This window comes from Kineococcus lubricus (assembly GCF_050871965.1).
In the GTDB taxonomy this organism is placed as follows: Bacteria; Actinomycetota; Actinomycetes; order Actinomycetales; family Kineococcaceae; genus Kineococcus.
Map to the genome: position 1 here is coordinate 55367 of NZ_JBJLSK010000008.1, position 21190 is coordinate 76556.

20 protein-coding genes and 1 pseudogene are annotated in these 21190 nt (G+C 75.8%); 9 read left to right on the forward strand and 12 right to left on the reverse strand.

Features of this window, described 5'->3' with window-relative positions; genetic code table 11:
- Nucleotides 1-8: 8 nt before the first annotated feature.
- The gene (locus tag ACRYRX_RS07835) at nucleotides 9-2069 is read right to left on the reverse strand and encodes a M3 family metallopeptidase (protein ID WP_432511283.1); all 2061 of its coding nucleotides are present in this window, start codon (nucleotides 2067-2069) and stop codon (nucleotides 9-11) included.
- Between the two features lie 196 nt (nucleotides 2070-2265).
- On the opposite strand from ACRYRX_RS07835, the gene ACRYRX_RS07840 reads away from it, so the two are divergent.
- Nucleotides 2266-4269, forward strand: coding sequence for a PhoX family protein (locus ACRYRX_RS07840; protein WP_432511284.1), 2004 nt, complete (start codon nucleotides 2266-2268; stop codon nucleotides 4267-4269).
- Nucleotides 4270-4280: 11 nt separating this feature from the next.
- Here the strand turns inward: ACRYRX_RS07840 and ACRYRX_RS07845 are convergent, their stop codons facing one another.
- Nucleotides 4281-4673 carry a DUF3037 domain-containing protein gene (locus tag ACRYRX_RS07845; RefSeq protein ID WP_432511285.1) on the reverse strand — a complete coding sequence of 131 codons (393 nt, stop codon included), beginning with the start codon at nucleotides 4671-4673 and terminating at the stop codon, nucleotides 4281-4283.
- The gene (locus ACRYRX_RS07850) at nucleotides 4666-5457 is read right to left on the reverse strand and encodes a HipA family kinase (protein WP_432511286.1); all 792 of its coding nucleotides are present in this window, start codon (nucleotides 5455-5457) and stop codon (nucleotides 4666-4668) included. The genes ACRYRX_RS07845 and ACRYRX_RS07850 overlap by 8 nt, the downstream gene beginning before the upstream one ends.
- Nucleotides 5458-5638: 181 nt before the next feature.
- Here ACRYRX_RS07850 and ACRYRX_RS07855 point away from each other — a divergent pair, with 181 nt between their 5' ends.
- The 3 genes from ACRYRX_RS07855 (at nucleotide 5639) to ACRYRX_RS07865 (ending at nucleotide 9504) form a co-directional block, all read left to right on the forward strand.
- Nucleotides 5639-6358: a response regulator transcription factor gene (locus tag ACRYRX_RS07855; RefSeq protein ID WP_432511287.1), complete on the forward strand. Its 720-nt coding sequence runs from the start codon at nucleotides 5639-5641 to the stop codon at nucleotides 6356-6358.
- Nucleotides 6355-7938, forward strand: coding sequence for a sensor histidine kinase (locus ACRYRX_RS07860; protein WP_432511288.1), 1584 nt, complete (start codon nucleotides 6355-6357; stop codon nucleotides 7936-7938). The genes ACRYRX_RS07855 and ACRYRX_RS07860 overlap by 4 nt, the downstream gene beginning before the upstream one ends.
- Nucleotides 7939-8046: 108 nt before the next feature.
- Nucleotides 8047-9504, forward strand: coding sequence for a S1C family serine protease (locus tag ACRYRX_RS07865; RefSeq protein WP_432511289.1), 1458 nt, complete (start codon nucleotides 8047-8049; stop codon nucleotides 9502-9504).
- Nucleotides 9505-9566: 62 nt separating this feature from the next.
- Here the strand turns inward: ACRYRX_RS07865 and ACRYRX_RS07870 are convergent, their stop codons facing one another.
- The 3 genes from ACRYRX_RS07870 to ACRYRX_RS07880 form a co-directional block, all read right to left on the reverse strand.
- Nucleotides 9567-10970 carry a methyl-accepting chemotaxis protein gene (locus ACRYRX_RS07870; RefSeq protein WP_432511290.1) on the reverse strand — a complete coding sequence of 468 codons (1404 nt, stop codon included), beginning with the start codon at nucleotides 10968-10970 and terminating at the stop codon, nucleotides 9567-9569.
- 30 nt (nucleotides 10971-11000) lie between these two features.
- A complete protein-coding gene (locus ACRYRX_RS07875; RefSeq protein ID WP_432511291.1) occupies nucleotides 11001-11531 on the reverse strand; it encodes a cache domain-containing protein in 531 nt (176 codons plus the stop codon).
- A gap of 83 nt (nucleotides 11532-11614) precedes the next feature.
- Nucleotides 11615-12181: a DUF4031 domain-containing protein gene (locus tag ACRYRX_RS07880; protein ID WP_432511401.1), complete on the reverse strand. Its 567-nt coding sequence runs from the start codon at nucleotides 12179-12181 to the stop codon at nucleotides 11615-11617.
- Between the two features lie 185 nt (nucleotides 12182-12366).
- Here ACRYRX_RS07880 and ACRYRX_RS07885 point away from each other — a divergent pair, with 185 nt between their 5' ends.
- On the forward strand, nucleotides 12367-12657 hold the full coding sequence (locus ACRYRX_RS07885; protein ID WP_432511292.1) for a WXG100 family type VII secretion target: 291 nt from the start codon (nucleotides 12367-12369) through the stop codon (nucleotides 12655-12657).
- A gap of 76 nt (nucleotides 12658-12733) precedes the next feature.
- Here ACRYRX_RS07885 and ACRYRX_RS07890 read toward each other — a convergent pair whose 3' ends face one another.
- On the reverse strand, nucleotides 12734-12883 hold the full coding sequence (locus tag ACRYRX_RS07890) for a hypothetical protein (RefSeq protein ID WP_432511293.1): 150 nt from the start codon (nucleotides 12881-12883) through the stop codon (nucleotides 12734-12736).
- A gap of 156 nt (nucleotides 12884-13039) precedes the next feature.
- Here ACRYRX_RS07890 and moaA point away from each other — a divergent pair, with 156 nt between their 5' ends.
- Both moaA and ACRYRX_RS07900 read left to right on the forward strand, forming a co-directional pair.
- Nucleotides 13040-14146, forward strand: a complete 1107-nt coding sequence (gene moaA / locus ACRYRX_RS07895; protein WP_432511294.1) for a GTP 3',8-cyclase MoaA — start codon at nucleotides 13040-13042, stop codon at nucleotides 14144-14146.
- A 40-nt stretch (nucleotides 14147-14186) separates the two neighbouring features.
- A complete protein-coding gene (locus ACRYRX_RS07900) occupies nucleotides 14187-14432 on the forward strand; it encodes a MoaD/ThiS family protein (RefSeq protein WP_432511402.1) in 246 nt (81 codons plus the stop codon).
- Between the two features lie 6 nt (nucleotides 14433-14438).
- Here the strand turns inward: ACRYRX_RS07900 and ACRYRX_RS07905 are convergent, their stop codons facing one another.
- The 5 genes from ACRYRX_RS07905 to ACRYRX_RS07925 are packed head-to-tail and all read right to left on the reverse strand — an operon-like array spanning nucleotide 14439 to nucleotide 19168.
- The gene (locus ACRYRX_RS07905) at nucleotides 14439-15107 is read right to left on the reverse strand and encodes a FadR/GntR family transcriptional regulator (protein ID WP_432511295.1); all 669 of its coding nucleotides are present in this window, start codon (nucleotides 15105-15107) and stop codon (nucleotides 14439-14441) included.
- Nucleotides 15104-16234, reverse strand: coding sequence for an L-talarate/galactarate dehydratase (locus ACRYRX_RS07910; protein WP_432511296.1), 1131 nt, complete (start codon nucleotides 16232-16234; stop codon nucleotides 15104-15106). The genes ACRYRX_RS07905 and ACRYRX_RS07910 overlap by 4 nt, the downstream gene beginning before the upstream one ends.
- 30 nt (nucleotides 16235-16264) lie before the next feature.
- On the reverse strand, nucleotides 16265-17710 hold the full coding sequence (locus ACRYRX_RS07915) for a flavin-containing monooxygenase (RefSeq protein WP_432511297.1): 1446 nt from the start codon (nucleotides 17708-17710) through the stop codon (nucleotides 16265-16267).
- Entirely contained in the window at nucleotides 17707-18699 is a 993-nt protein-coding gene (locus ACRYRX_RS07920) for an FO synthase (protein WP_432511298.1), read from the reverse strand. The genes ACRYRX_RS07915 and ACRYRX_RS07920 overlap by 4 nt, the downstream gene beginning before the upstream one ends.
- Before the next feature lie 16 nt (nucleotides 18700-18715).
- Nucleotides 18716-19168, reverse strand: a complete 453-nt coding sequence (locus ACRYRX_RS07925) for a molybdenum cofactor biosynthesis protein MoaE (RefSeq protein ID WP_432511299.1) — start codon at nucleotides 19166-19168, stop codon at nucleotides 18716-18718.
- Nucleotides 19169-19220: 52 nt separating this feature from the next.
- On the opposite strand from ACRYRX_RS07925, the gene cofC reads away from it, so the two are divergent.
- On the forward strand, nucleotides 19221-19889 hold the full coding sequence (cofC, locus tag ACRYRX_RS07930; protein WP_432511300.1) for a 2-phospho-L-lactate guanylyltransferase: 669 nt from the start codon (nucleotides 19221-19223) through the stop codon (nucleotides 19887-19889).
- Between the two features lie 18 nt (nucleotides 19890-19907).
- A pseudogene (cofG, locus tag ACRYRX_RS07935) lies at nucleotides 19908-21188 on the forward strand (7,8-didemethyl-8-hydroxy-5-deazariboflavin synthase CofG); the annotation flags it as partial.
- Nucleotides 21189-21190: the final 2 nt, after the last annotated feature.

Consider the following 21190-nt stretch of genomic DNA (forward strand, 5'->3'; position numbering starts at 1 on the left):
TCCGGGGCTCAGGCGCCGTCGAGGCCGCGCCGCCGCAGCAGCGGCGCGAGGTCGGCGTCGCGGCCCCGGAACTCCCGGTACGCCTCCAGCGGGTCGACGCTGCCGCCGCGGGCCAGGACGGTGCGGCGGAAGTGCTCGCCGTTCTCCCGGCGCAGCCCGCCGTTCTCGGCGAACCACTCCACGGTGTCGGCGTCGAGGACCTCGCTCCACACGTAGGAGTAGTAGGCCGCCGCGTACCCGCCGCCGAAGACGTGGTGGAAGTAGGTGCTGCGGTAGCGCGGCGGCACCGTGTCCAGCGCGACGCCGGCCTCGGCCAGCGCGGCGGCCTCGAACCGCTGCACGTCGTCCGGCTCCGAACCGTCGAGGGCGCCGGGACCCAGCCGGTGCCAGGCCTGGTCCAGCAGCGCGGCGGCCAGGTACTCGGTGGTGGAGAACCCCTGCCCGTACCGGCGGGCCGCGCGCAACCCCTCCACGGCACCGTCGGGCAGCGGTTCCCCGGTCTCGACGTGGCGGGCGTAGCGGGCCAGCACCTCCGGCTCGAAACCCCAGAACTCGTTGACCTGGGAGGGGAACTCCACGAAGTCGCGGGGGACGTTCGTGCCGGAGAACCGCGGGAAGCGCACGTCGGACAGCAGCCCGTGCAGGGTGTGGCCGAACTCGTGGAACAGCGTCTCCACCTCGTCGACGGTCAGCAGCGCCGGGTCCCCCGCGGCGGGCCTCGGGACGTTGAGGCAGTTCACGACGACGGGCCGGGCGCCCAGGAGCCGGGACTGCTCCACGAACGAGCTCATCCACGCCCCGCCGCGCTTGGACTCCCGGGCGTAGGGGTCGAACAGGTACAGGCCGACCGGCCCGGACTCGTCGGCCACCTCGAACGCGCGGACGTCGGCGGAGAACACCGGGACGTCGGTGCGCTCGGTGAACGTCAGGCCGTACAGCGCGGTCGCGGTCGCGAACACGCCGTCCACGAGGACCCGTTCGAGCTCGAACCACGGTTTGAGGGCCTCGGCGTCGACGGCGAACCGCTCCCGGCGCAGCCGCTCGGCGTAGTACGCCCAGTCCCACGGTTCCAGGGGCCCGTCGAAACCGTCGGCGTGCAGCAGCCCGGTGAGCTCGGCCTCCTCGCGGCGGGCGTTGGCGACGGCGGCGGGCGCGAGGCGGCGCAGCATCGCGGCGGCGGCCTCGACGTCACCGGCGGTCTCGTCGGCGATCACCCAGGAGGCGTGGTCGGGGTGGCCGAGCAGCGCGGCCCGCTCGGCGCGCAGCGCCGCGATCCGCAGCAGGACCGGGCGGGTGTCGTGCTCCCCGCCGCGACCGCCGCGCACCACCGACGCCTCGTGGACCCGCTGCCGGGTCCGTCTGCGGTGCAACGTCTCCAGCACGGGCTGGCCGGTGGGCAGGACGAGCGGGAGCAGGTACCCGCCGCGCTCGCCCGCCGCGGCCGCGGCCCGCGCGAGCTCGGCCGCGCTCAGCCCCTCCAGGTCGTCGGCGTCGGTGACGTGGACGGCGAGGGCGTTGGTGTCGGCGAGCAGGTCGACGTCGAACCGGGTGGTGAGCCGGGCCAGCTCGTCGTTCAGCTCCCGCAGCCGCGCGGCGGCGGCCTCGTCGAGCAGGGCCCCGGAGCGGACGGCGTCGCGGTGGCGCTCGGCGACGAGGCGGCGCTGCTCGGGGTCGAGGTCGAGGCCGGGGTCCTCGTGCAGTTCCCGGATGCGCTGGACCAGGCGCGGGTCGAGGCGGACGGCGTCGTGGTGGGCGGACAGGCGCGGGGCGTACTCGGCCTGCACGGCGCGCAGCGCGTCGTCGGCGTCGGTGCCGACGAGGTTGTGGAACACCGCCTCGGCGCGCCCGAGCAGCTGCCCCGCGGACTCCAGCGCGTCGAGGAACCGCGCGGGGGTCAGGTCGGCGGCCAGCAGCGCGTCGACCTCGGCGAGGTGGCGGGCCATCCCCGCCTCGAAGGCGGGGGCGTAGTGCTCGGCGCGGACCCGGTCGAACGGCGGCACCGCGAACGGCAGGTCGCTGGGGGCGGCGAAGGGGTTGTCCGGGGCCAGGTCGCCGGCGAGGTCGCTCATCCCCGCATGCTGCCGCACGCGGCGGCGCCGGGCGCACCGGACGCACTCAGGTGAGGCTCACCGTGCTCGCAAGCGCTCCACAGCTGTTCACCGGCAGGGCACCCGCAGGTCACCGGAAGGGGGTGCGCCCTTCCCTAGCGTCCGCGGCGAGACCGGTTCCCGCTCTCGCCCACCCCTCCCCTCCCCTGGAGATCGCGTGACCGCCACGGACGACCGCCCCCTGCTGGACCTGCTGCCCTACTCCCCCGCCGGGCGCCGCAGCGCCATGACCTGCCACTACCGCTGCGCGACGTCCTGCGCGAAGCCGGTGGCGAACACCACCGGCAACGCCTACTTCGGCGACGTGGTGCGTGCCGCGGTGTCCCGGCGCGGCGTGCTGGCCGCCCTGGTCGGTCTGGGTGTCGCCGGCAGCGCCGTGACGCAGGCCCCGCGCGCGGCGGCCGCCACCGGTGGCGGGGTCGACCTGCTCGCCGCCCCCTTCGCCCCGGGCCACCAGATCGACTTCACCCCGATCGCGCCCGTCCCCGGCGACCGCGACTCCTTCGACGTCGCCGCCGGTTTCGCCTGGACCACCGTCATCTCCTGGGGCGACCCGATCGTGGCCGGCGCCCCCGACTTCGACGTCGACGCCCAGACGCCCGAGGCGCAGGCCGGGCAGTTCGGCTACAACAACGACTACACCGACGTGCTGCCGCTGGCCGGGGACCCGAACCGCGCCCTGCTGGTGTGCAACAACGAGTACACCAACGAGGAGCTCATGTTCCGCGGCTGGGCCGAGCAGGACGGCCCGACCGACGAGCAGCTGCGCATCGCGATGGCCGCGCACGGCATGTCCGTCGTGGAGCTGCGCCGCGCCGACGCCGGCTCGCCGTGGGCGTACGTCCGCGGCAGCGAGTACAACCGCCGCATCACCGCCGACACCCCGATGGAGCTGACCGGCCGCGCCGCGGGCTCGCGCCTGGTGCGCACGGGGGCCGACCCGGAGGGCCGCACCGTGCTGGGCACCTTCGGCAACTGCGCCGGCGGGACGACCCCGTGGGGCACCGTCCTGTCGGGCGAGGAGAACTTCAACGGGTACTTCCGCGCCCCGGAGGAACCGGCCGACGACGCCGCCGCCCGCTACGGCATGGGCGGGGAGGGCCGCGGCTGGGACCTGGTCGACGCCCGCTTCGACGTCACCCGCGAGCCCAACGAGCCGAACCGCTTCGGGTACGTCGTCGAGGTCGACCCGTACGACCCGACCTCGACGCCGCGCAAGCACACCGCGCTGGGCCGCCTCAAGCACGAGGGCGCCACGATCTCGCTGGCCGCCGACGGCCGCGCCGTGGCGTACATGGGCGACGACGAGCGCTTCGACTACGTCTACAAGTTCGTCTCGAAGCGCGCGTACCGCGAGGGCGACCGCGCGCACAACCTGACGCTGCTGGAGGAGGGCGACCTGTACGTGGCCGTCTTCACCGGCGACGGCGCCGAGGACGGCCGCTACGACGGCACCGGCCGCTGGGTCCCGCTGCTGACCGGCGGGGTCTCCCGCGTCCCCGGTTTCTCGGTGGACGAGGTGCTGGTGCACACCCGGCTGGCGGCCGACGCGGTGGGCGCCACGAAGATGGACCGCCCCGAGGACGTGCAGCGCAACCCGGTCAACGGCCGCGTCTACGTCGCCTGCACGAACAACTCCCGCCGCGGCACCGAGGACAACGCGGGCGTCGACGAGGCGAACCCGCGCCCGGAGAACAAGGACGGCCACGTCGTCGAGATCACCGAGCGCGGGGACGACGCCGCCGCGACGGAGTTCTCCTGGAACCTCGTGCTGGTGTGCGGTGACCCGGCCGACGACACGACGTACTTCGGCGACGTGGACCGCTCGCTGGTCTCGCCGATCTCCTGCCCGGACAACCTGGCGTTCGACACCGTCGGCAACCTGTGGATCTCGACCGACGGCAACACCCTGGGCAGCAACGACGGCCTGTACGAGGTGACCGTCGACGGCCCCGAGCGCGGGATGGTCCGGCAGTTCCTGTCGGTGCCGACCGGCGCGGAGACCTGCGGTCCGGTCATCACCGCCGACGGCAGCGTGTTCGTGGCCGTGCAGCACCCCGGTGAGCTGGAGGGGGCCAGCGTCGACACGCCGATGTCGCTGTTCCCCTACGACGGCAGCGGCCAGCCGCGCCCGTCGGTCGTGCAGGTCCGCCGCGTCTGACGGGCCCCGTCTCAGCCGCCGGGCCGGACCAGCCGCACCAGCAGCCGGTCCAGCTCGGCGGCCGGGTCGGCCGTGAGCCCGCAGTGCACCGGGGAGGTCTGCAGGACCGTCGAGCGCGGGGCGACGAGCCAGCGGAACCGGGCGCCCTTCGCCTCCCCGGTGGGGGCGCCGCCGCGCGGGTCGCCGGCGCACACGTCCTCCAGCGCCCGCAGGTGCCGGGCGACGGCGTCGACGTCGAGGTCGGGCGCCAGGGCCAGGGCGCGCCCGGCGTCGAGGGCGGTGCGGGCGGCCAGGTGCTCCAGCGCCCGGCACCACAGCACGATCCCGGCGTTGACGAACTCCGCGCGCTCGACGTGCGGCACGACCCGCACGACGGCGTACTCGAAGACCTCCAGCTCAGCCACGGCGGGCCTCCCCCCGGGTGGACTGGACGCGGGCCAGGTCCGCGACCCAGCCGGTCGCGGCCCGGCGGGCGGTGAACCAGTCGAGGTAGGCGGCGCGGACGTCGTCGGCGGAGGCGAACCCCGGTTCACCCTCCAGCCAGCCGTCGGGGACGTCGGCGACGGCGGCGTGCAGGACGTCGTCGGTCAGGGCCGCGGCGCACGCGGCGGCGGCGTCGGCGACGGGCGCGGCCACCGGCAGCAGGAGGTGGTCCTCGGCGTGCCGCAGCGGCCGGTCGGTGCTGCTCGCCGCGCGGGCCCAGTCGTGGTGGAAGTACAGCGCGGCGCCGTGGTCGATGAGCCAGGGCCGCGCGCCCCACCACAGCGAGTTCGGGTTGCGCCAGGAGCGGTCGACGTTGAGGACGAAGCCGTCGAACCACAGCACCCGCGCCGCCCACGCCGGGTCGGCCGGGTCGACGGCGGGGTCGAAGGACAGCGCCCCGGGCAGGAAGTCCATCCCGAGGTTGTCTCCGGGCGAGCGCAGCAGCAGGTCCTGGACCTCCTCGTCGGGCTCGCCGCGGCCGATGACGGGGTCGACGCGGGCCACGACGAGCTCGGGGACCCGCAGGTCCAGCGCGGCGGCCAGGCGGGCGGCGAGGACCTCGGCCACCAGCACCCGCCGGCCCTGCCCGGCGCCGTGGAACTTCACGACGTAGGTCCCGGAGTCGTCGGCCTCGCACAGCCCCGGCAGGCTCCCGCCCTCCCGCAGCGGCGCGACGTAGCGGGTCGCGGTCACCGTCCTCAGCACCCGGTGATCCTGCCACCCCGCACCGTCGGCGCCCCCGCCGCACCGCACCCCTCCCCCTCCGCGATCAAGGACACACGTGTCCTTGATCGCCGATGGTGGGGGCGACGGGGCGTCCTGCCGCCGGCCCGGCTCCGGGCGCGTCCCCAGCCGCCTCCCAGCCTCGCGGGGCAGACTGGCCGACGTGAGATCCGCAGGCTCGCCCCCCGAAGCCCGACTGCTCGTGGTCGACGACGAGCCGAGCATCCGCGAGCTGCTGGCCACCAGCCTGCGCTTCGCCGGTTTCGAGGTCGCCTCCGCCGCCGACGGCGCCGAGGCGCTCAAGCTCGCCGAGGAGTTCCGGCCCGACCTCGTGGTGCTCGACGTGATGCTGCCCGACCTCGACGGGTTCACCGTGACGCGCAAGCTGCGCGAGCGCGGCCGGGCGGTGCCGGTCCTGTTCCTCACCGCGCGCGACGACACGGCCGACAAGGTCGCCGGGCTGACGGTCGGCGGCGACGACTACGTGACGAAGCCCTTCAGCCTGGAGGAGGTCGTGGCCCGCATCCGCGCCGTGCTGCGGCGCACGGGCGCGGTCGCCGGGCCCGACACCGGCCGGCTGGTGTTCCACGACCTGGAGCTGGAGGAGGACTCCCACGAGGTGCGCCGCGCCGGGCGGGAGGTGGAGCTGTCCCCCACCGAGTTCAAGCTGCTGCGGTACCTCATGCTCAACCCGAACCGGGTGCTGTCGAAGGCGCAGATCCTCGACCACGTGTGGGACTACGACTTCAACGGCGAGGCGGGGATCGTGGAGTCGTACATCTCCTACCTGCGCCGCAAGCTGGACACCGAGGGGCTCGACCCCCTGATCCACACCAAGCGCGGGGTCGGGTACGTCCTGCGCGTGCCGCAGACGGCGGGATGAACCGGCTCCGGGACCGAGCGCGGGACCGGTTGCGGGCGGCGCGCTCGCGCGCCCGGGACGTCGAGGCCCGGCTGCCGCTGCGGACGCGGCTGCTCGTCATCGTCGTGGTGCTGCTGCTCGCGGCGATGGGCGTCACGAGCGTCGTCTCGCTGCACCTGCTGCAGGGCAACCTGCAGCAGCAGGTCGACGACCAGCTGGCGCAGGAGGGGAAGGCGGCGATCTACAGCGCCTTCCCGGCGCTGAACCAGCCGTCGGCGCAGTCGCTGTTCCTGTCGGACTACTACGTGCAGTTCTCCGCCGCCGACGGGTCCGACCCGCGCCGGGTGTGCGCGCTGGACGTCCAGCGCCGCTGCGAGGACTCCCCCGACCTGCCCGCGCTGACGGCCGAGTTCGTCCGGGACCACCCGCAGGTGTTCACCGCCGACGACACCGGCGGCGGCGACCCGTGGCGGGTGCTGGTGTTCAGCGCGACCGTCACCGGCAGCCCCGAGACGGTGAACATCGCGGTGGCTCTGCCGCTGACCGGGGCCACCCGCACGCTCTCGGACTTCCGGACCGTCGCCCTCGCGGTCGCCGCGGGGGTGCTGGTCCTGGGGGGTTTCTTCGCGGCGCTGGCGATCCGCCGCAGCTTCCGGCCGCTGGACGACATCGAGCGCACGGCGTCCGCGATCGCGGGCGGGGACCTGTCGCGCCGGGTCCCCGACGCCGCGCCGGGCACCGAGATCGGCCGGTTGTCGAACGCGCTGAACTCCATGCTGGGCCGGATCGAGGACTCGTTCCGCGCCCAGCAGCGCTCCGAGGAGCAGATGCGCCGGTTCGTCGCCGACGCCAGCCACGAGCTGCGGACACCGCTGGCCGCGATCCGGGGTTTCGCCGAGCTGTACCGGCAGGGCGCGGTGCGCGAACCGGACGACGTCGCGCACGTGATGGGGCGCATCGAGGGCGAGTCGACCCGGCTGGGCCGGCTCGTGGAGGACCTGCTGGCGCTGGCCCGGCTGGACGAGGCGCAGCGCGCCCGCACGGCCCGGCGCGAACCGGTCGACCTGGCCGTCGTCGCCTCCGACGCCGTGCACGACGCCCGGGCGCTGGCCCCCGACCGCGCGGTGCGGCTGGTGGGGGTGACCGAGGGGTCCGGGCCGTCGTCGGCGGTCGTGCTCGCCGACGAGGCGGGGCTGCGGCAGGTCCTGACGAACCTGCTGGCCAACGCGGTGCACCACACCCCCGCGGGCACGCCGGTCGAGGTGGCGGTGGGCCGGGTCCAGGGTCCGTCGGGCCCGGAGGCCGTCGTGGAGGTGCGCGACCACGGCCCGGGGCTCGCACCGGACCAGGCCGAGAAGGTCTTCGAGCGCTTCTACCGCGTCGACTCCTCGCGCCGGCGCGGGACCGGCGGCGGGTCGGGGCTGGGGCTGGCCATCGTCGCCACGATCGTGGAGGTGCACGGCGGCACCGTCTCGGTGCTGCCCACCCCCGGCGGCGGGGCGACCTTCCGCGTCCGGTTCCGCGCCGACGAGCCGCCCGCCGACCCGTCCGACGAGGACGACGACGAGGACGAGGACGCGGGCGCGGACTTTCACAGCTAGGTTCCAGCCGGTTCCGGGTGCACCTGCAGCGGGGTGTCCGTCAATGGAGGGGTGGAGGGCGCAACCCCTCCCGACCACTCCCGATCCGACTCGCAGAGGTGAGCAAGGATGAACGGCCCCGACGAACGCGACGTCCACGACGGCTTCGGCCACCCCGCGTCCGGGGTGGTCTCCACCACCGCCCGCGGCGACCAGGGCGGGAGCGCCGGTGACCAGGACGCGACCCGGCCCCAGCAGGCCTGGGACTGGAACCGCGGCCCGTACGGGCAGCCCGGCGCCCCGGGGTACGGGCAGCCCGGGTACACCCGCCACGACCCGTGGGCCACGCCCGGTGGGCCCACCCCGCCCGGTGGGAGCGACGACGGTCGCGGCGGCGGGGGTGGCGGCGGGGGCCGCCGCGGTCCGCGCCGCGCGCCCGGCTGGCTGGGGTCGGCGGGGATCGCGGTCGCGAGCGCGCTGGTGGCCAGCGTCGTGACGGTCGGCGCGGTGGGCGCCTTCGGGCAGGACACGTCGACCACGCCCTCGTCGTCGGCCTCCTCCAGCAGCGCCCCGGTCCAGGGCGTCAGCGAGACGACCGTGAACTGGCAGGCCGTGGTGAGCGCCGTCGCGCCGAGCGTGGTGTCGGTGACGGTGACCGGGCAGGGCGGTGAGGCCGAGGGGTCGGGCGTCGTGTACGACGCCTCCGGGTACGTGGTGACGAACAACCACGTCGTGTCGGGGCTGGGCACCGGGGCGAGGATCACGGTGACGCTGTCGGACGGCCGCGAGTACGCGGCGACCATCAAGGGCACGGACGCGGCCACGGACCTGGCCGTCATCGCGCTGACCGACCCGCCGAGCGACCTGAAGGCGGCGACGTTCGCCGACTCCGACGACGTCGTGGCGGGTCAGGCCGTGATGGCGCTGGGCAACCCGCTGGGCCTGTCGGGCAGCGCGACGACGGGCATCGTGTCGGCGCTGGACCGCCCGGTGCTGACGACGACGGAGAGCACCCCCTCGCAGCAGGACCCGTTCGGGATGCAGCAGCAGCAGACGACCGGGGAGACCGCGGCGACGAACGCGATCCAGACGGACGCGGCGATCAACCCGGGCAACTCCGGCGGGGCGCTGCTGAACTCCTCCGGTGAGGTGATCGGCATCAACTCCTCGATCGCCTCGCTGAGCTCCTCGGCGTCCTCCAGCCAGTCCGGCAGCATCGGCCTGGGCTTCGCGATCCCCTCGAACGAGGTGGAGATGATCGCCGACCAGCTCATCGCGACCGGTTCGGCGCAGCACGCCTGGCTGGGCGTGAGCATGTCCCAGCAGGCCGCGACGGCCACCGTCGGGGACGTGACGCGGCAGGGGGCGCAGGTCGCCGACGTGACCAGCGGTTCGCCGGCCGCCACGGCCGGGGTGCGCGCCGGCGACGTGATCACGGCCGTGGACGGGGTGACGATCGACGGGTACGAGTCGCTGACCGCCACGATCCGCGGCAAGGCCGTGGGCAGCACCGTGCAGCTGACGGTGGTGCGCGACGGCGCGGAGCAGACGCTCGACGTGACGCTGACCGCGCGCGCCGAGGGCTGACCCACCCCCTCGTCCCGTCGCCCCCGGCGGCCGCCCGCGCGGTCGCCGGGGGTTCCCCCGGGTCAGACCTTGAAGGTCGACACCAGGCCCCGCAGGTCGTCGGCGAGGGCCGACAGGTGCGCGGCGGCGGTCCGAGCGGCGACGGCCCCGGTGGAGGTCTCGTCCGCGACCCGGTTGACGGCGGTGACGGCGGCGACGACCTCGCCGCTGGCGGCGGCGGCGTCGGCGCCGGTGCGCGTCATCTCCGCCGTGGTGGCCGACTGCTCCTCAACGGCGCTGGCGATGGTGCCGTTGTAGTCGTGGATCTGGTCGACGACGGTGCGGACGTGCTCCACGGAGGCGGTGGCCCCGGCGGTCCCGGTCTGGATGGCCTGCACCTGCGCGGTGATCTCGTCGGTGGCGCGGGCGGTCTGGAGGGCCAGTTCCTTGACCTCCCCGGCGACGACGGCGAAGCCCTTCCCGGCGTCGCCGGCGCGGGCGGCCTCGATGGTGGCGTTGAGGGCGAGCAGGTTGGTCTGCTCGGCGATGGCCTGGATGAGGCTGACGACCTGGCCGATCTGGGCGCTGGCCTGGCCGAGGGTGCCGATCTGCTCGGAGGCCGCGCCGGCGAGGGAGACGGCCTCGACGGTGACGCCGGCGGCGCGGGCGGCGTTACCGGCGATCTCGGAGATGGAGGCGGCCATCTGCTCGTTGCCGGCGGCGAGGCCGTGGATGCTGCGGTCGACCCGGGAGGCCGAGTCGGCGGCCCCGGACGCCTCGGCGGACGTCTGCGCCGCGGCGCCGTGGAGCTGGTCGGAGACCTGGAGCAGGGACGAGGCGGCGGTGGACAGCCGGTCGGCGGAGTCGCCGATGGCGGCGACGGTGTCGGAGACCTTGGTGAGGAACCGGTTGAAGGCGGCGCCGAGCTGGCCGGCCTCGTCGGTGCGGGTGTCGTCCATGCGTTCGCGCAGGTCGCCGTCGCCGTCGGCGATCTCGGCCATGCGGTCGCGCAGGACCTCCAGGGGGCGCACGGTGCGGCGGGCCACGACGACGGTGGCCAGGCCGGTCAGGAGGAGGACGGCTCCGGCCAGGGCGATGCTGACGACGCGCAGCCGGTGGGCGGGGGCCAGGACGGTCTCGGTGGGGACGGTGACGACAACGGCCCACCGGTCGACGGAGCTGACGGCGACGGGGACGGCGACGACGCGCTGCTCGCGGCCGTCGACCTCGGCGACGGTGCTGCGGGTGCGGCCGGTGCCGACGGCGTCGCGGACGGCCTCGCCGAGGACGCCGGTGGCGGTGTCGCCGACGGTGAGGCCGCTGCCGGAGCCGACGACGACGCCCCCGGCGGTGAACAGGTGCGCGCGGCCGGTGCCGAAGGGGGTGACGGCGGCGACCTGCTCCTGGACGGAGTCGAGGGCGAGGTCGAGCCCGGCGACACCGACGACGGTGCCGTCGCGCACGATCGGGACGGTGGTGGAGGTCATGAGGACGTGCTCGCCGCCGACGAGGTAGTCCTAGGGGTCGAGGACCTTCTCCCGACCGGAGTCGCGGGCCGCGAGGTAGTAGTCGCCGGGGCCGGGGGTCTCGTAGTCGGTGAGGGCGGCGACGGCGAGGTCGGAGCCGTCGCGGTGCCAGTAGCTGATGTACCGGCCGGTGCCGTCGCTGGTGGCGGTACCGGCGTGCTGGGCGTCCTGGCCGTCGAAGGCGTCGGGTTCCCAGGCGGACCAGACGGCGAGGTAGCCGGGGTGGGCGGCGAGCAGGTCGTGCTCGACGGCGTCGGCCTGGGCGCGGGTGCCGCCGTGGGCGCTGAGCCCGCCGAGGGTGGCGGCGAGGTCGCGGCTGGTGCCGAGGGCGGTGGTGAGCTCCTCGCGGATCTGCGCGGCGCTGCGTTCGGAGACCTCGTCGGTCTCGCGGTGGGCGGCGTCGCGGGCCATGTCCTGGGTGCGGGCGCTGACCACCGCCACCAGGGCCACGAGGGCGAGGGCGAGGACCGCCACGACGCTCAGGACGAGTCGGGACTTGATGGTGAGGTGGCGCCCGCGCATGTCGGCTCCGTCGGCTCAGGGGGGTTCCTCCCTGGAGCGTCGGGTGCCGGTTCCGCGGTCTTGAGGCGGGGCGTGGCCCCGAATCACCCGGGGTTCAGCAGGGGGGCCCACCACCGGTCGGTGGCGGGGACGGGCGCGCCGGGCTCGACGAGGAGCCCGTCGTGGCGCAGGTCGTAGCCGGCGGCGGTGCGCAGCCACCAGCGGCGGAAGCCGGCGACGGCCGTGCCGGGGTGCCCGTGCAGGTGGGCGGTGACGGGCAGGTCGCCGTCGGCGGCCAGGACGAGCCGCCCGGCGCGGGTGCGGGCGACGCGGTGGGTGCCGTGGGGCGGCGGGACGGCCGCGGCGCGCACGACGTCGACGCGGTGCCCGTCGACGACGGTGGAGCGCAGGACCTTCTCGCCGCGGCGCTTGGGGGTGCGCAGCCCGGCGGCGCGCAGCCGGGCGAGCAGTTCGCGGGTGCTGACGAGCTCGGCGCCGAGCGCGACGGCGTCCGGGACGCGCTCGACGGGGACGTCGTAGTGGTCGCCCTCGCAGGCGCGGGCCGGGATGCCGAGGAGCTGGGCGAAGCGGTGCAGCTCGGCGGCCGAGGTGTCGCTGGCCAGGTGCGCCCACGACCGGCCGTGGGCGGGGATCGCCGCGGTGTCGACCATGACGCTCACGGGAGGCTCACCGGGCGCTCACCGACGGCCGTGTCGTCCCGGTCCGCACAACCGCCGGCCGGGGGCGTGGGGTGGGTGCGCTGTGGACGGGCGCGCCGTCGGGTGGGGTCACCGGCCTACGTTCCTCCGCACCAGCAGTCGAGTCCGCGGTCCGCCGCGGGAGTGAGGAGCATGCCATGAGCCGGTTCGAGGTCGACAGCGCACGGGTGGAGCAGGCGGGGACGGCGGTGGCGACGTCGGCGGGCAACCTCGCGGCCGAGGTGGAGGCGATGACGCGGCACCTGCTGGACCTGGAGTCGTGCTGGAAGGGGCAGGCGGCCAGCGGCTTCCAGGCGTTGTCGGCGCAGTGGCGCGTCACCCAGGACCGGGTGCGGGCTTCGCTGGAGGACATCCAGCGGGCGCTGGCGCAGGCGGGGCGGCAGTACGCCGAGGTGGAGAGCGCGAACGCCCGGATGTTCGGGTCCTGACGCCGGCCCCGAACCGGGGGCCGGACGCACGAGGACCCCGCACGGCGGTGCGGGGTCCTCGTGGTCGTGACCTGGGTCAGGCCGCTCGGGCGAGCGGAGCGTGCGCCCCGGGGATGCTCCAGCGCATCTCCAGGTGCGGGCGGCCCGACGCGTCCCGGACCGTCACCCAGTGCATGACGGGCGTGGTGCCCGTACCGTGCGTGGCCTTCGTCTCCATGACGTTCATGTGCCACCTCCTGTTCATCTGGTGTTTACCTTAGCCCATCGACGCGGTGCTGACCAACCTTTGACGCGCTTCACGTGGAGTGACGAAGGCCACACGGAGGATCACCGCCGGTCGGCGAGGTCCGGACCGCGACGGTGCGCGACTTACGCTGGGCGCGTGAGCACGGTCGATCTGGGCGTCCCCCGCGTGCGGCCCCCGGCAGCGGACGAGGTCGCCACCGCGGCCGCCGACCCGCGCTTCGGGACGGGCGACCTGCGCGACCGGCACGGGCGGACGGCCCGGGACCTGCGGGTCTCCCTGACCGACCGGTGCACGCTGCGCTGCCACTACTGCATGCCCCCCGAGGGGCTGCCCTGGCTCGAGGACGCCGCCGTCCTCACCGACGACGAGATCGTCCGCCTGGTCCGGCTCGCCGTCGGCGCCCTGGGCATCCGCGAGGTGCGCTTCACCGGCGGAGAGCCGTTGCTGCGCAAGGGGTTGGAGAACATCGTGGCTGCCACGGCGCAGCTTCGGACCCCCGAGGGCGAGCCCGTGCGGACCTCCCTGACGACCAACGGGCTGGGCCTGGCCCGCCGCGCGCGGGCCCTGGCGGCGGCGGGGCTGACCCGGGTGAACGTCTCCCTGGACACCCTGCGCGCCGACCGCTTCACGCGGATCACCCGCCGCGACCGGCACGCCGACGTCCTCGCCGGCCTCGCCGCGGCCTCCGAGGCGGGCCTGGCCCCGGTCAAGGTCAACGCCGTCCTGCTGCGGGGCACCAACGACGACGAGGCCGCCGACCTGCTGCGCTGGGCCCTGGAGCAGGGGTACCGGCTGCGGTTCATCGAGCAGATGCCGCTGGACCCGCACGGCAGCTGGCAGCGCTCGGACATGGTGACGGCCGACGAGATCCTCGCTGCGCTGCAACGGGAGTTCACCCTCGCCCCGCAACCGGGATCGGTCCGCGGGGCGGCACCGGCCCAGACCTGGGACGTCCTGGACGCGGCCGGGGCGCGCGTGGGCGACGTCGGCGTCATCGCCTCGGTGACGCGGCCCTTCTGCGGCGACTGCGACCGCACCCGGCTGACCGCCGACGGGCAGGTCCGCACCTGCCTGTTCTCCACCACCGAGACCGACCTGCGGACCGCGATGCGCTCGGGCGCCGACGACGCGGCCCTCGGGGCGGCGTGGCGGGCGGCGATGTGGGGCAAGCTGCCGGGCCACGCCATCGACGACCCGTCGTTCCTGCACCCCACGCGCCCGATGAGCGCGATCGGCGGATGACCCGCCCCCTCGAGGAGGTGAACGGAAGGTGAACGACGCGATGACCCTGTCGGTCCGGTACTTCGCCGGCGCCGCGGAGGCCGCCGGCCGGGAGACCGAGGAGGTCCGGCTGCCGCCGGCCTCGACCCTGGGCGACCTGGTCGCCGCCCTCGGCACCCGCGGCCCGGCCCTGGCCCGCGTGCTGGCCGCCTCGAGCTTCCTGCTCGACGGCGTCAGCGCCCGGCCCGAGGACCGGCTGGGGGCCGGCGCCACCCTCGACGTGCTGCCGCCCTTCGCCGGCGGCTGAGCCCGCTCACCCGCCGGCGAGGCGGACCGCGGAGTTGACCAGGTGCACCCGCATCGCCGCCCGCGCCGTCTCGGCGTCTCCGCGCTCGAGCGCGGCCACGATCGAGCGGTGCTCGGCCTCGACCGGGCCGCCGCCGTCCGCGCCCGCCCGCAGCCGCGCCGCGGGCATGGCGATCATCGGCTCGCCGAGGGTCTCCAGCAGCCGGCCGAGGTAGCGGTTGCCCGAGGCGGCCGCGACGGTCAGGTGGAAGCGGAAGTCCGCGTCCACGGCCTCGGCCGGGCGCGCCGCGGCCGCCTCGAAGGCGCTCGCCGCCCGGCCGATCGCGGCGAGGTCGTCGTCGGTGCGCCGCCGCGCGGCCAGCGCCGCGGCCTCGGTCTCTACGGCCGTGCGGAACTCCAGGAGCTCGGCCCGCTCGGCCGCCGACCGCAGCCCCCCGACGTCGACCCCGAAGGACCGCCCGCTGGGCCGGGCCAGCACGAAGGACCCCCGGCCCCGCAGCGTCTCCACGAGCCCGGCGGCCTGCAGGCGGGAGACGGCCTCGCGCACGACGGTGCGCGAGACCCCGAACTCGGCGACCAGTTCGCTCTCGGACCCGATCGCCTGCCCCGGGACCAGCGCACCCTCCTCGATGCGGGCGCGCAGGGCGTCCACGAGGGTCTGGGTGCGGGTCGTCACGCGCGGCCGAACTCGACGCGGTCGGTGGTCCAGGCGCGGGCCTGCTCGCTGAGGGTGAACCCCAGACCGGGACGGTCCGGGACGAGCATCCGGCCCTCGACCGTCTCCAGCCGCTCCTCGAACAGCGGGTTCAGCCACTCGAAGTGCTCCACCCACGGCTCGCGCGGGTAGGCCGCGGCCAGGTGCAGGTGGATCTCCATGGCGAAGTGCGGGGCGAGGTCCAGACCGGCCTGGTCGGCCAGGGCCGCCAGCCGCAGGAACGGGGTGATGCCCCCGATGCGCGGGGCGTCGGGCTGGATCACGTCGGCCGAGCGGTGCTCGACGAGGGCCAGGTGCTCCCCGACGCTGGACAGCATCTCCCCGGTGGCGATCGGGGTGTCCAGCGCCCGCGCGAGGTCGGCGTGCCCCACGGCGTCGTAGGCGTCGAGGGGTTCCTCGATCCACACCAGGTCGAACTCCTCCAGGGCCCGGCCCATCCGCAGCGCGGAGGTGCGGTCCCACTGCTGGTTCGCGTCGACCATGAGCGGCACGTCGGGGCCGAGGTGCTCGCGCACGGCGCTCACGCGGCGCAGGTCCTCGCGCCGGTCCGGCTGACCGACCTTGATCTTGATGCCGCCGATCCCGGCGGCCAGCGACTCGTCGGCGCGGGCCAGGACCTCCTCCAGCGGGGCGTGCAGGAAACCCCCGGAGGTGTTGTAGGTGCGGACGGAGTCGCGGTGGGCGCCGAGGAACTTCGCCAGCGACAGCCCGGCCCGCTTGGACTTCAGGTCGTACAGCGCGATGTCGATCGCGGCGAGCGCCTGCGTCGCGACGCCGCTGCGCCCGACGGAGGCCCCCGACCACAGCAGCTTGGTGTAGAGCTTCGCGATGTCGTTGGGGTCCTCCCCCAGCGCGTCGGCCGCGACCTCGCGGGCGTGGGCGTACTGGGCCGGGCCGCCGGCGCGCTTGGAGTAGCTGAAACCGGTCCCGGACAGGCCCTGCTCGGTGGTGACGGTGGCGACGAGGAACACGATCTCGGTCATGGGCCGCTGCCGGCCGGTGAGGACCTTGGCGTCGCTGACGGGCCGTTCCAGCGGCAGCGTGAGGGTGGACAGCTCGACGTGGCGGATGCGATCGGCGGTGGTCACGCACTCATCGTACAAGTCGAGTTACTTGTCCTACAAGAAGGGCGCGGGGTCGAACGTGCCGTTGCGGCGGCGGAACTCCGTGGCCGTGTCCGGCCACAGCAGCGTCAGCCGGCCGCTGCGCTCGTCGACGTACCAGCTGCGGCACCCACCCCGCAGCCACACCGACTCCCCCGCCATCGCGTCGATCCGCGCCGTGTACTCCTCCTGCGCCGCCAGGCTCACCTCCAGCGGCCGCCCCGAGGCGGCGAGGTGGTCCAGCGCCCCCAGCAGGTACCCGATCTGGCTCTCGATGACGTGCACCGCCGAGTTGTGCCCCAGGCTCGCGTTCGGGCCGTCCAGGACGAACAGGTTCGGGAAACCGTGCACGACCGTCGAGGCGTGCGAGACCATCCCGCCCGCCCACGCCTGCGCCAGCGACGTCCCCCCGCGCCCCAGCACCCGCCGCGCGTACGGCTGCACCGTCGAGTGGAAACCCGTCGCCAGCACCAGCGCGTCCAGCCGGTGCCGCACGCCGTCGGCCGTCACCACCGCGCCCGGCCCGGCCGACCGTACCGCCGAGGGCACCAGCGTCACGTCCGGACGGGTCAGGGCCGGGTAGAAGTCGTCGGACAGCAGCACCCGCTTGCAGCCGATCTCGTAGTCCGGGGTCAGCGCCGCCCGCAGCCCCGGGTCGGCCACCGCCGCCCGCAGGTGCTCGACCGCCCTGCGGCGCAACGCCTCCAGCGCCACCGGCTCCAGCCGCCGAGCCTCCAGACCGCGTTCCATCTCCGCGAACGTCGCCTCCCGCACCCGCCGCGCCGCCTCCGGTTCGCGCGCGAAACCCGCCCGCTCGTCCGCGCTGAACGGCCGGTCCCCGCGCGGCACGATCCACGCCGCGCTGCGCTGGAACACGCTCACGTGCCCGGCGACCCCCGCCAGTTCCGGCACCACCTGGACCGCCGAGGCGCCCGTCCCCACCACCCCGACCCGCAGGCCGGCCAGGTCGGCCGAGTGGTCCCAGCGGGAGGTGTGGAACACCGGCCCGGCGAAGGCGTCCAGACCCTCCACGTCGGGGACCCGCGGCTCGGTCAGCCGGCCGGCCGCCACCACCAGCACCCGGGCCCGCACCGTCCCCGTCGTGGTCGTCAGCACCCAGCACCCCGAGGGGTCCCAGCGCGCCTCCAGCACCTCGCAGCCCAGCCGCAGGGACCCCTCGACCTCCGCCGCCCGCGCCCGCAGGTACCGCTGCACCTCGGCCCCCGGGGCGAACACCCGCGACCAGCCCGGCTCGGGGGCGAAGGAGAACGAGTACAGGTGCGAGGGGACGTCGCACGCCACCCCCGGGTAGGTGTTGTCCCGCCACGTCCCGCCGACCTGCCCGGCGCGCTCGAGGACCACGAAGCTCTCCCGGCCCCGCCGGGCCAGCCGGATCGCCGTGCCCAGGCCGGCGAAACCCGCCCCGACCACCGCGACGTCGAGGACCCCGTCCGCGCTCACGCGGGGACGGCGCCGTACCGGGTGCTGCGCTGCCGCAGCGGCCGACCGGCGCGGCCCGCGAGCGCCGCGGCCCCCGCGCGCGACAACGTGGTCCCGGCCTCCTGCCCGGCCGACGGGTCGCGCTCGCCGTCGAGCAGCAACCCGCCCAGGTCGTCGGCGCCGCCGCGCAGCAGCTGCACGACGAGGTCCGCGTCGTGCTTGGGCCAAGCCGCCTGCACGTGGTCGACGGCCCCGTCCAGCAGCAGCCGGGCGACGGCGTGCAGCGCCCGGGTCGCGCGCGCGGACGGCGGCCGCAGCGGGGAGGGCATCGCGATGAACTCGGTGATGCCGCCGGTCGCGCGGCCGATGCCGGCCAGCAGCCGCAGGTGCCGCACCTGCTGGGCCGCGGTCTCCGGGCCGCCGTGCACGAGCGTCGAGGTCGAGGTGAGCCCGGCGGCGTGCGCCGCGCGCAGCACCTGCACCCACCGCGCGACGGGCAGGTCGGGGACGCCGCCGTTCAGGACGGTCCGCACGTCGTCGTCGAGGACCTTCGCCGCCGTCCCCGGCACCGACCCCAGCCCGGCGTCGCGGGCCTCGCGCAGGAACGCCTCGACGGTGCTGCCGCGGCGGGCCGCGGCCTCCAGCAGCTCGGGCACCCGGAAGGCGTGCAGGTGGACGTCGTGCTCGCGCACCGCGCGGACCAGGTCGAGGTACCCCTCGGCGCCGGCCGCGGCCGGCACCGGTCCCTGGACGCAGACCTCGGTGGCGCCCAGCGCGACCGCCTCGGCGACCAGCTCGCGCACCAGCGGCAGGTCGGCGCCGACCCGCTCGCCGTCGAGGTTGCGGTTCACGACGAACGTCACGTCGTCGCCCACCCGTTCGCGGCGCAGGCCGTCGGCGATCGCGGCCAGCTCCTCCAGGTCCTCCCCGTCGGCGCCCAGCAGCGCGACCGCCTGCTCGTCGGTCAGCGCGCGGGGGGAGGCGGCGGCCACGGCGAGAGCTTCGAGCACCGCCCGAGGCTAACCCTCAGGGGCAGGCCACCCACTCGGAGGTGCCGTCGGTGAAGTGCTGGTGCTTCCACACCGGCAGCTGGTCCTTGACCTCGTCGACCAGCCGCGCGCACGCGGCGAACGCCTCGCCGCGGTGCGCGGCCGAGACCGCGACGGCCAGGGCCACGTCCCCGACCGCCAGGTGCCCCAGCCGGTGGCTGACGGCGACGGCGTCCACGTCGGCGTCCGCGCACACCTGCGCCACGACGCGGGCCAGGACGTCCCCGGCGGTCGGGTGCCCCACGTACTCCAGCTCCCGCACGCCGCGGCCGTGGTCGTGGTCGCGGACGACGCCGGCGAAGGTGACGACGGCGCCGGCGGCGGCGTCGCCCACCAGCGCGGCGTGCTCGGCGACGTCGAGGGGGTCGGTGCCCACCCGGGTGCGCACGACGCGGCGCGCGGGCGCGGTCAACCGCGCGGGGATCTCCACACGCGCCAGGGTAGGTGTTCCCCCGGCCGGGTCCGTGGGGGAGACTCCCCCGGTGACGCACGTGAGCGGCTGGCGGGTCGTCGTCCCGGTCAAGGGCGGTGACGAGGCGAAGACCCGGCTCGCGCTGCCCCCGCGCGGGCGCCGCGAGCTGGCCCTGGCCATGGCGCTGGACTGCCTGACGGCGTGCCTGGCCACGCCCGGTGTCGGGCTCGTGGTGTGCGTCAGCGACGACCCCGACGTCCTGCGCGCGGCCCGCGCCGCCGGGACGGCCACCGTCTGCCCCGGCCGCCCCGGGCTGGACCGCGCGCTGGAGGCGGGCCTGGCGAGCCTGGAGCGGGGCCCGACGGCGGTCCTGCTGGGCGACGTGCCCGCGCTGCGCCCGCACGACCTGGCCGCCGCGCTGGCCGAGGCGCTGCGCGTGCCCGGTCCCGCCCTGGTCACCGACGCCGACGGCACCGGCAGCGTCCTGCTCGCCGACCGCGACGGCGACGTCCCGCACCGGTTCGGCCCGGGCTCGGCCGCGCGGCACCTGGAGGCCGGGGCGCGCCCCCTGGGGGCCGCCCTGCCCTCGCTGCGCCGCGACGTCGACACCCTGGCCGACCTCACCGAGGCGCTGGCCCTCGGGGTGGGCCCGCGCACGCGGCGCGCCCTGCCCCCCGAGCTGCGCCCCCACCCGCACGACCACCCGCGCGCCGGTCACCCCGTCCGCGCCGACTCCTGACCCCGCAGAGGACCCGTCGTGAGCACCAGCCTCCCCGCCCCGCGCCGCCGGCACGCCGCCCCGCCCGAACCGGCCCCCGCACCGTCGGCGATCGCCGACGCGCTCGGGCGCGCCCGCGACGGGGCCCTGGACCGCGCCGGCGCGCAGGCCCTGCTGCACGCCCGCGGCGACGACCTCGACGCGCTGTGCGCGCTGGCCCGCCCGGTGCGCGACCAGGCCCTCGCCCGCGCCGGGCACCCGGGCGTGATCACCTACTCGCGCAAGGTCTTCGTCCCCGTCACGCGGTTGTGCCGGGACCGCTGCCACTACTGCACGTTCGCCACCGTCCCGGGCCGGCTGCCCGTCGCATACCTGTCCGAGGACGACGTCCTGACCATCGCCCGCGACGGCGCGGCCGCCGGGTGCAAGGAGGCGCTGTTCACCCTCGGCGACGCCCCGGAGGACCGCTGGCCCGCGGCCCGCGACTGGCTGACCCGGCACGGGTTCGCCTCCACGCTGGAGTACGTGCAGCACCTGGCCCGCCGCGTCCTGGACGAGACCGGTCTGCTGCCGCACCTGAACCCGGGCGTCATGACGCACGAGGCGCTGCTGTCCTCCCGGCCCCTGGCCCCCTCCATGGGCATGATGCTGGAGACGACCTCGCGCCGGTTGTGGCTCGAACCGGGGCAGGTCCACCACGGCTCCCCCGACAAGGACCCCGACCTGCGGCTGCGCGTCCTGCGCGACGCCGGCCGCGCCCGGGTGCCCTTCACCAGCGGCGTCCTCGTCGGCATCGGGGAGACGTACGCCGAGCGCGTCGACTCGATCCTCGCCCTCGTGGACGTCGCCGAGGAGTTCGACGGCCTGCAGGAGGTCATCGTGCAGAACTTCCGCGCCAAGGACGACACCGCGATGCGCGGCGAGGCCGACCTGGAGCACCCCGAGTACATCGCCACCCTCGCCGTGGCGCGGCTGCTGCTGGGCCCGGGGGTGTCGCTGCAGGCGCCGCCGAACCTGTCCGACCCCGGCCAGCGCGAGCAGCTGCTCGCCGCCGGCGTCGACGACTGGGGCGGGGTGTCCCCGCTGACGCCCGACCACGTCAACCCCGAACGGCCCTGGCCGCAGATCGACGACCTGGCCGCGACGACCCGGGCCGCCGGGTTCGCCCTGGCCGAGCGGCTCACCGCCCACCCCCGGTTCGTGCTCGACGCCCTCGCCGGCCACGGCACCTGGATCGACCCGGGGCTGCACGGGGCCGTCGCGGCGCTCGCGGACCCGGCGACGGGCCTGGCCCACGCCGCGGCCCGCCCCGTCGGACGGGT

Excerpts from the sequence above, each read along its gene's own strand:
- ACRYRX_RS07835 (WP_432511283.1), bottom strand. The coding sequence starts at position 2,069 with ATGAGCGACCTCGCCGGCGACCTGGCCCCGGACAACCCCTTCGCCGCC.
- ACRYRX_RS07860 (WP_432511288.1), top strand. The coding sequence starts at position 6,355 with ATGAACCGGCTCCGGGACCGAGCGCGGGACCGGTTGCGGGCGGCGCGC.
- ACRYRX_RS07865 (WP_432511289.1), top strand. The coding sequence starts at position 8,047 with ATGAACGGCCCCGACGAACGCGACGTCCACGACGGCTTCGGCCACCCC.
- ACRYRX_RS07870 (WP_432511290.1), bottom strand. The coding sequence starts at position 10,970 with ATGACCTCCACCACCGTCCCGATCGTGCGCGACGGCACCGTCGTCGGT.
- ACRYRX_RS07875 (WP_432511291.1), bottom strand. The coding sequence starts at position 11,531 with ATGCGCGGGCGCCACCTCACCATCAAGTCCCGACTCGTCCTGAGCGTC.
- ACRYRX_RS07880 (WP_432511401.1), bottom strand. The coding sequence starts at position 12,181 with ATGGTCGACACCGCGGCGATCCCCGCCCACGGCCGGTCGTGGGCGCAC.
- ACRYRX_RS07885 (WP_432511292.1), top strand. The coding sequence starts at position 12,367 with ATGAGCCGGTTCGAGGTCGACAGCGCACGGGTGGAGCAGGCGGGGACG.
- ACRYRX_RS07890 (WP_432511293.1), bottom strand. The coding sequence starts at position 12,883 with ATGAACGTCATGGAGACGAAGGCCACGCACGGTACGGGCACCACGCCC.
- ACRYRX_RS07900 (WP_432511402.1), top strand. The coding sequence starts at position 14,187 with ATGACCCTGTCGGTCCGGTACTTCGCCGGCGCCGCGGAGGCCGCCGGC.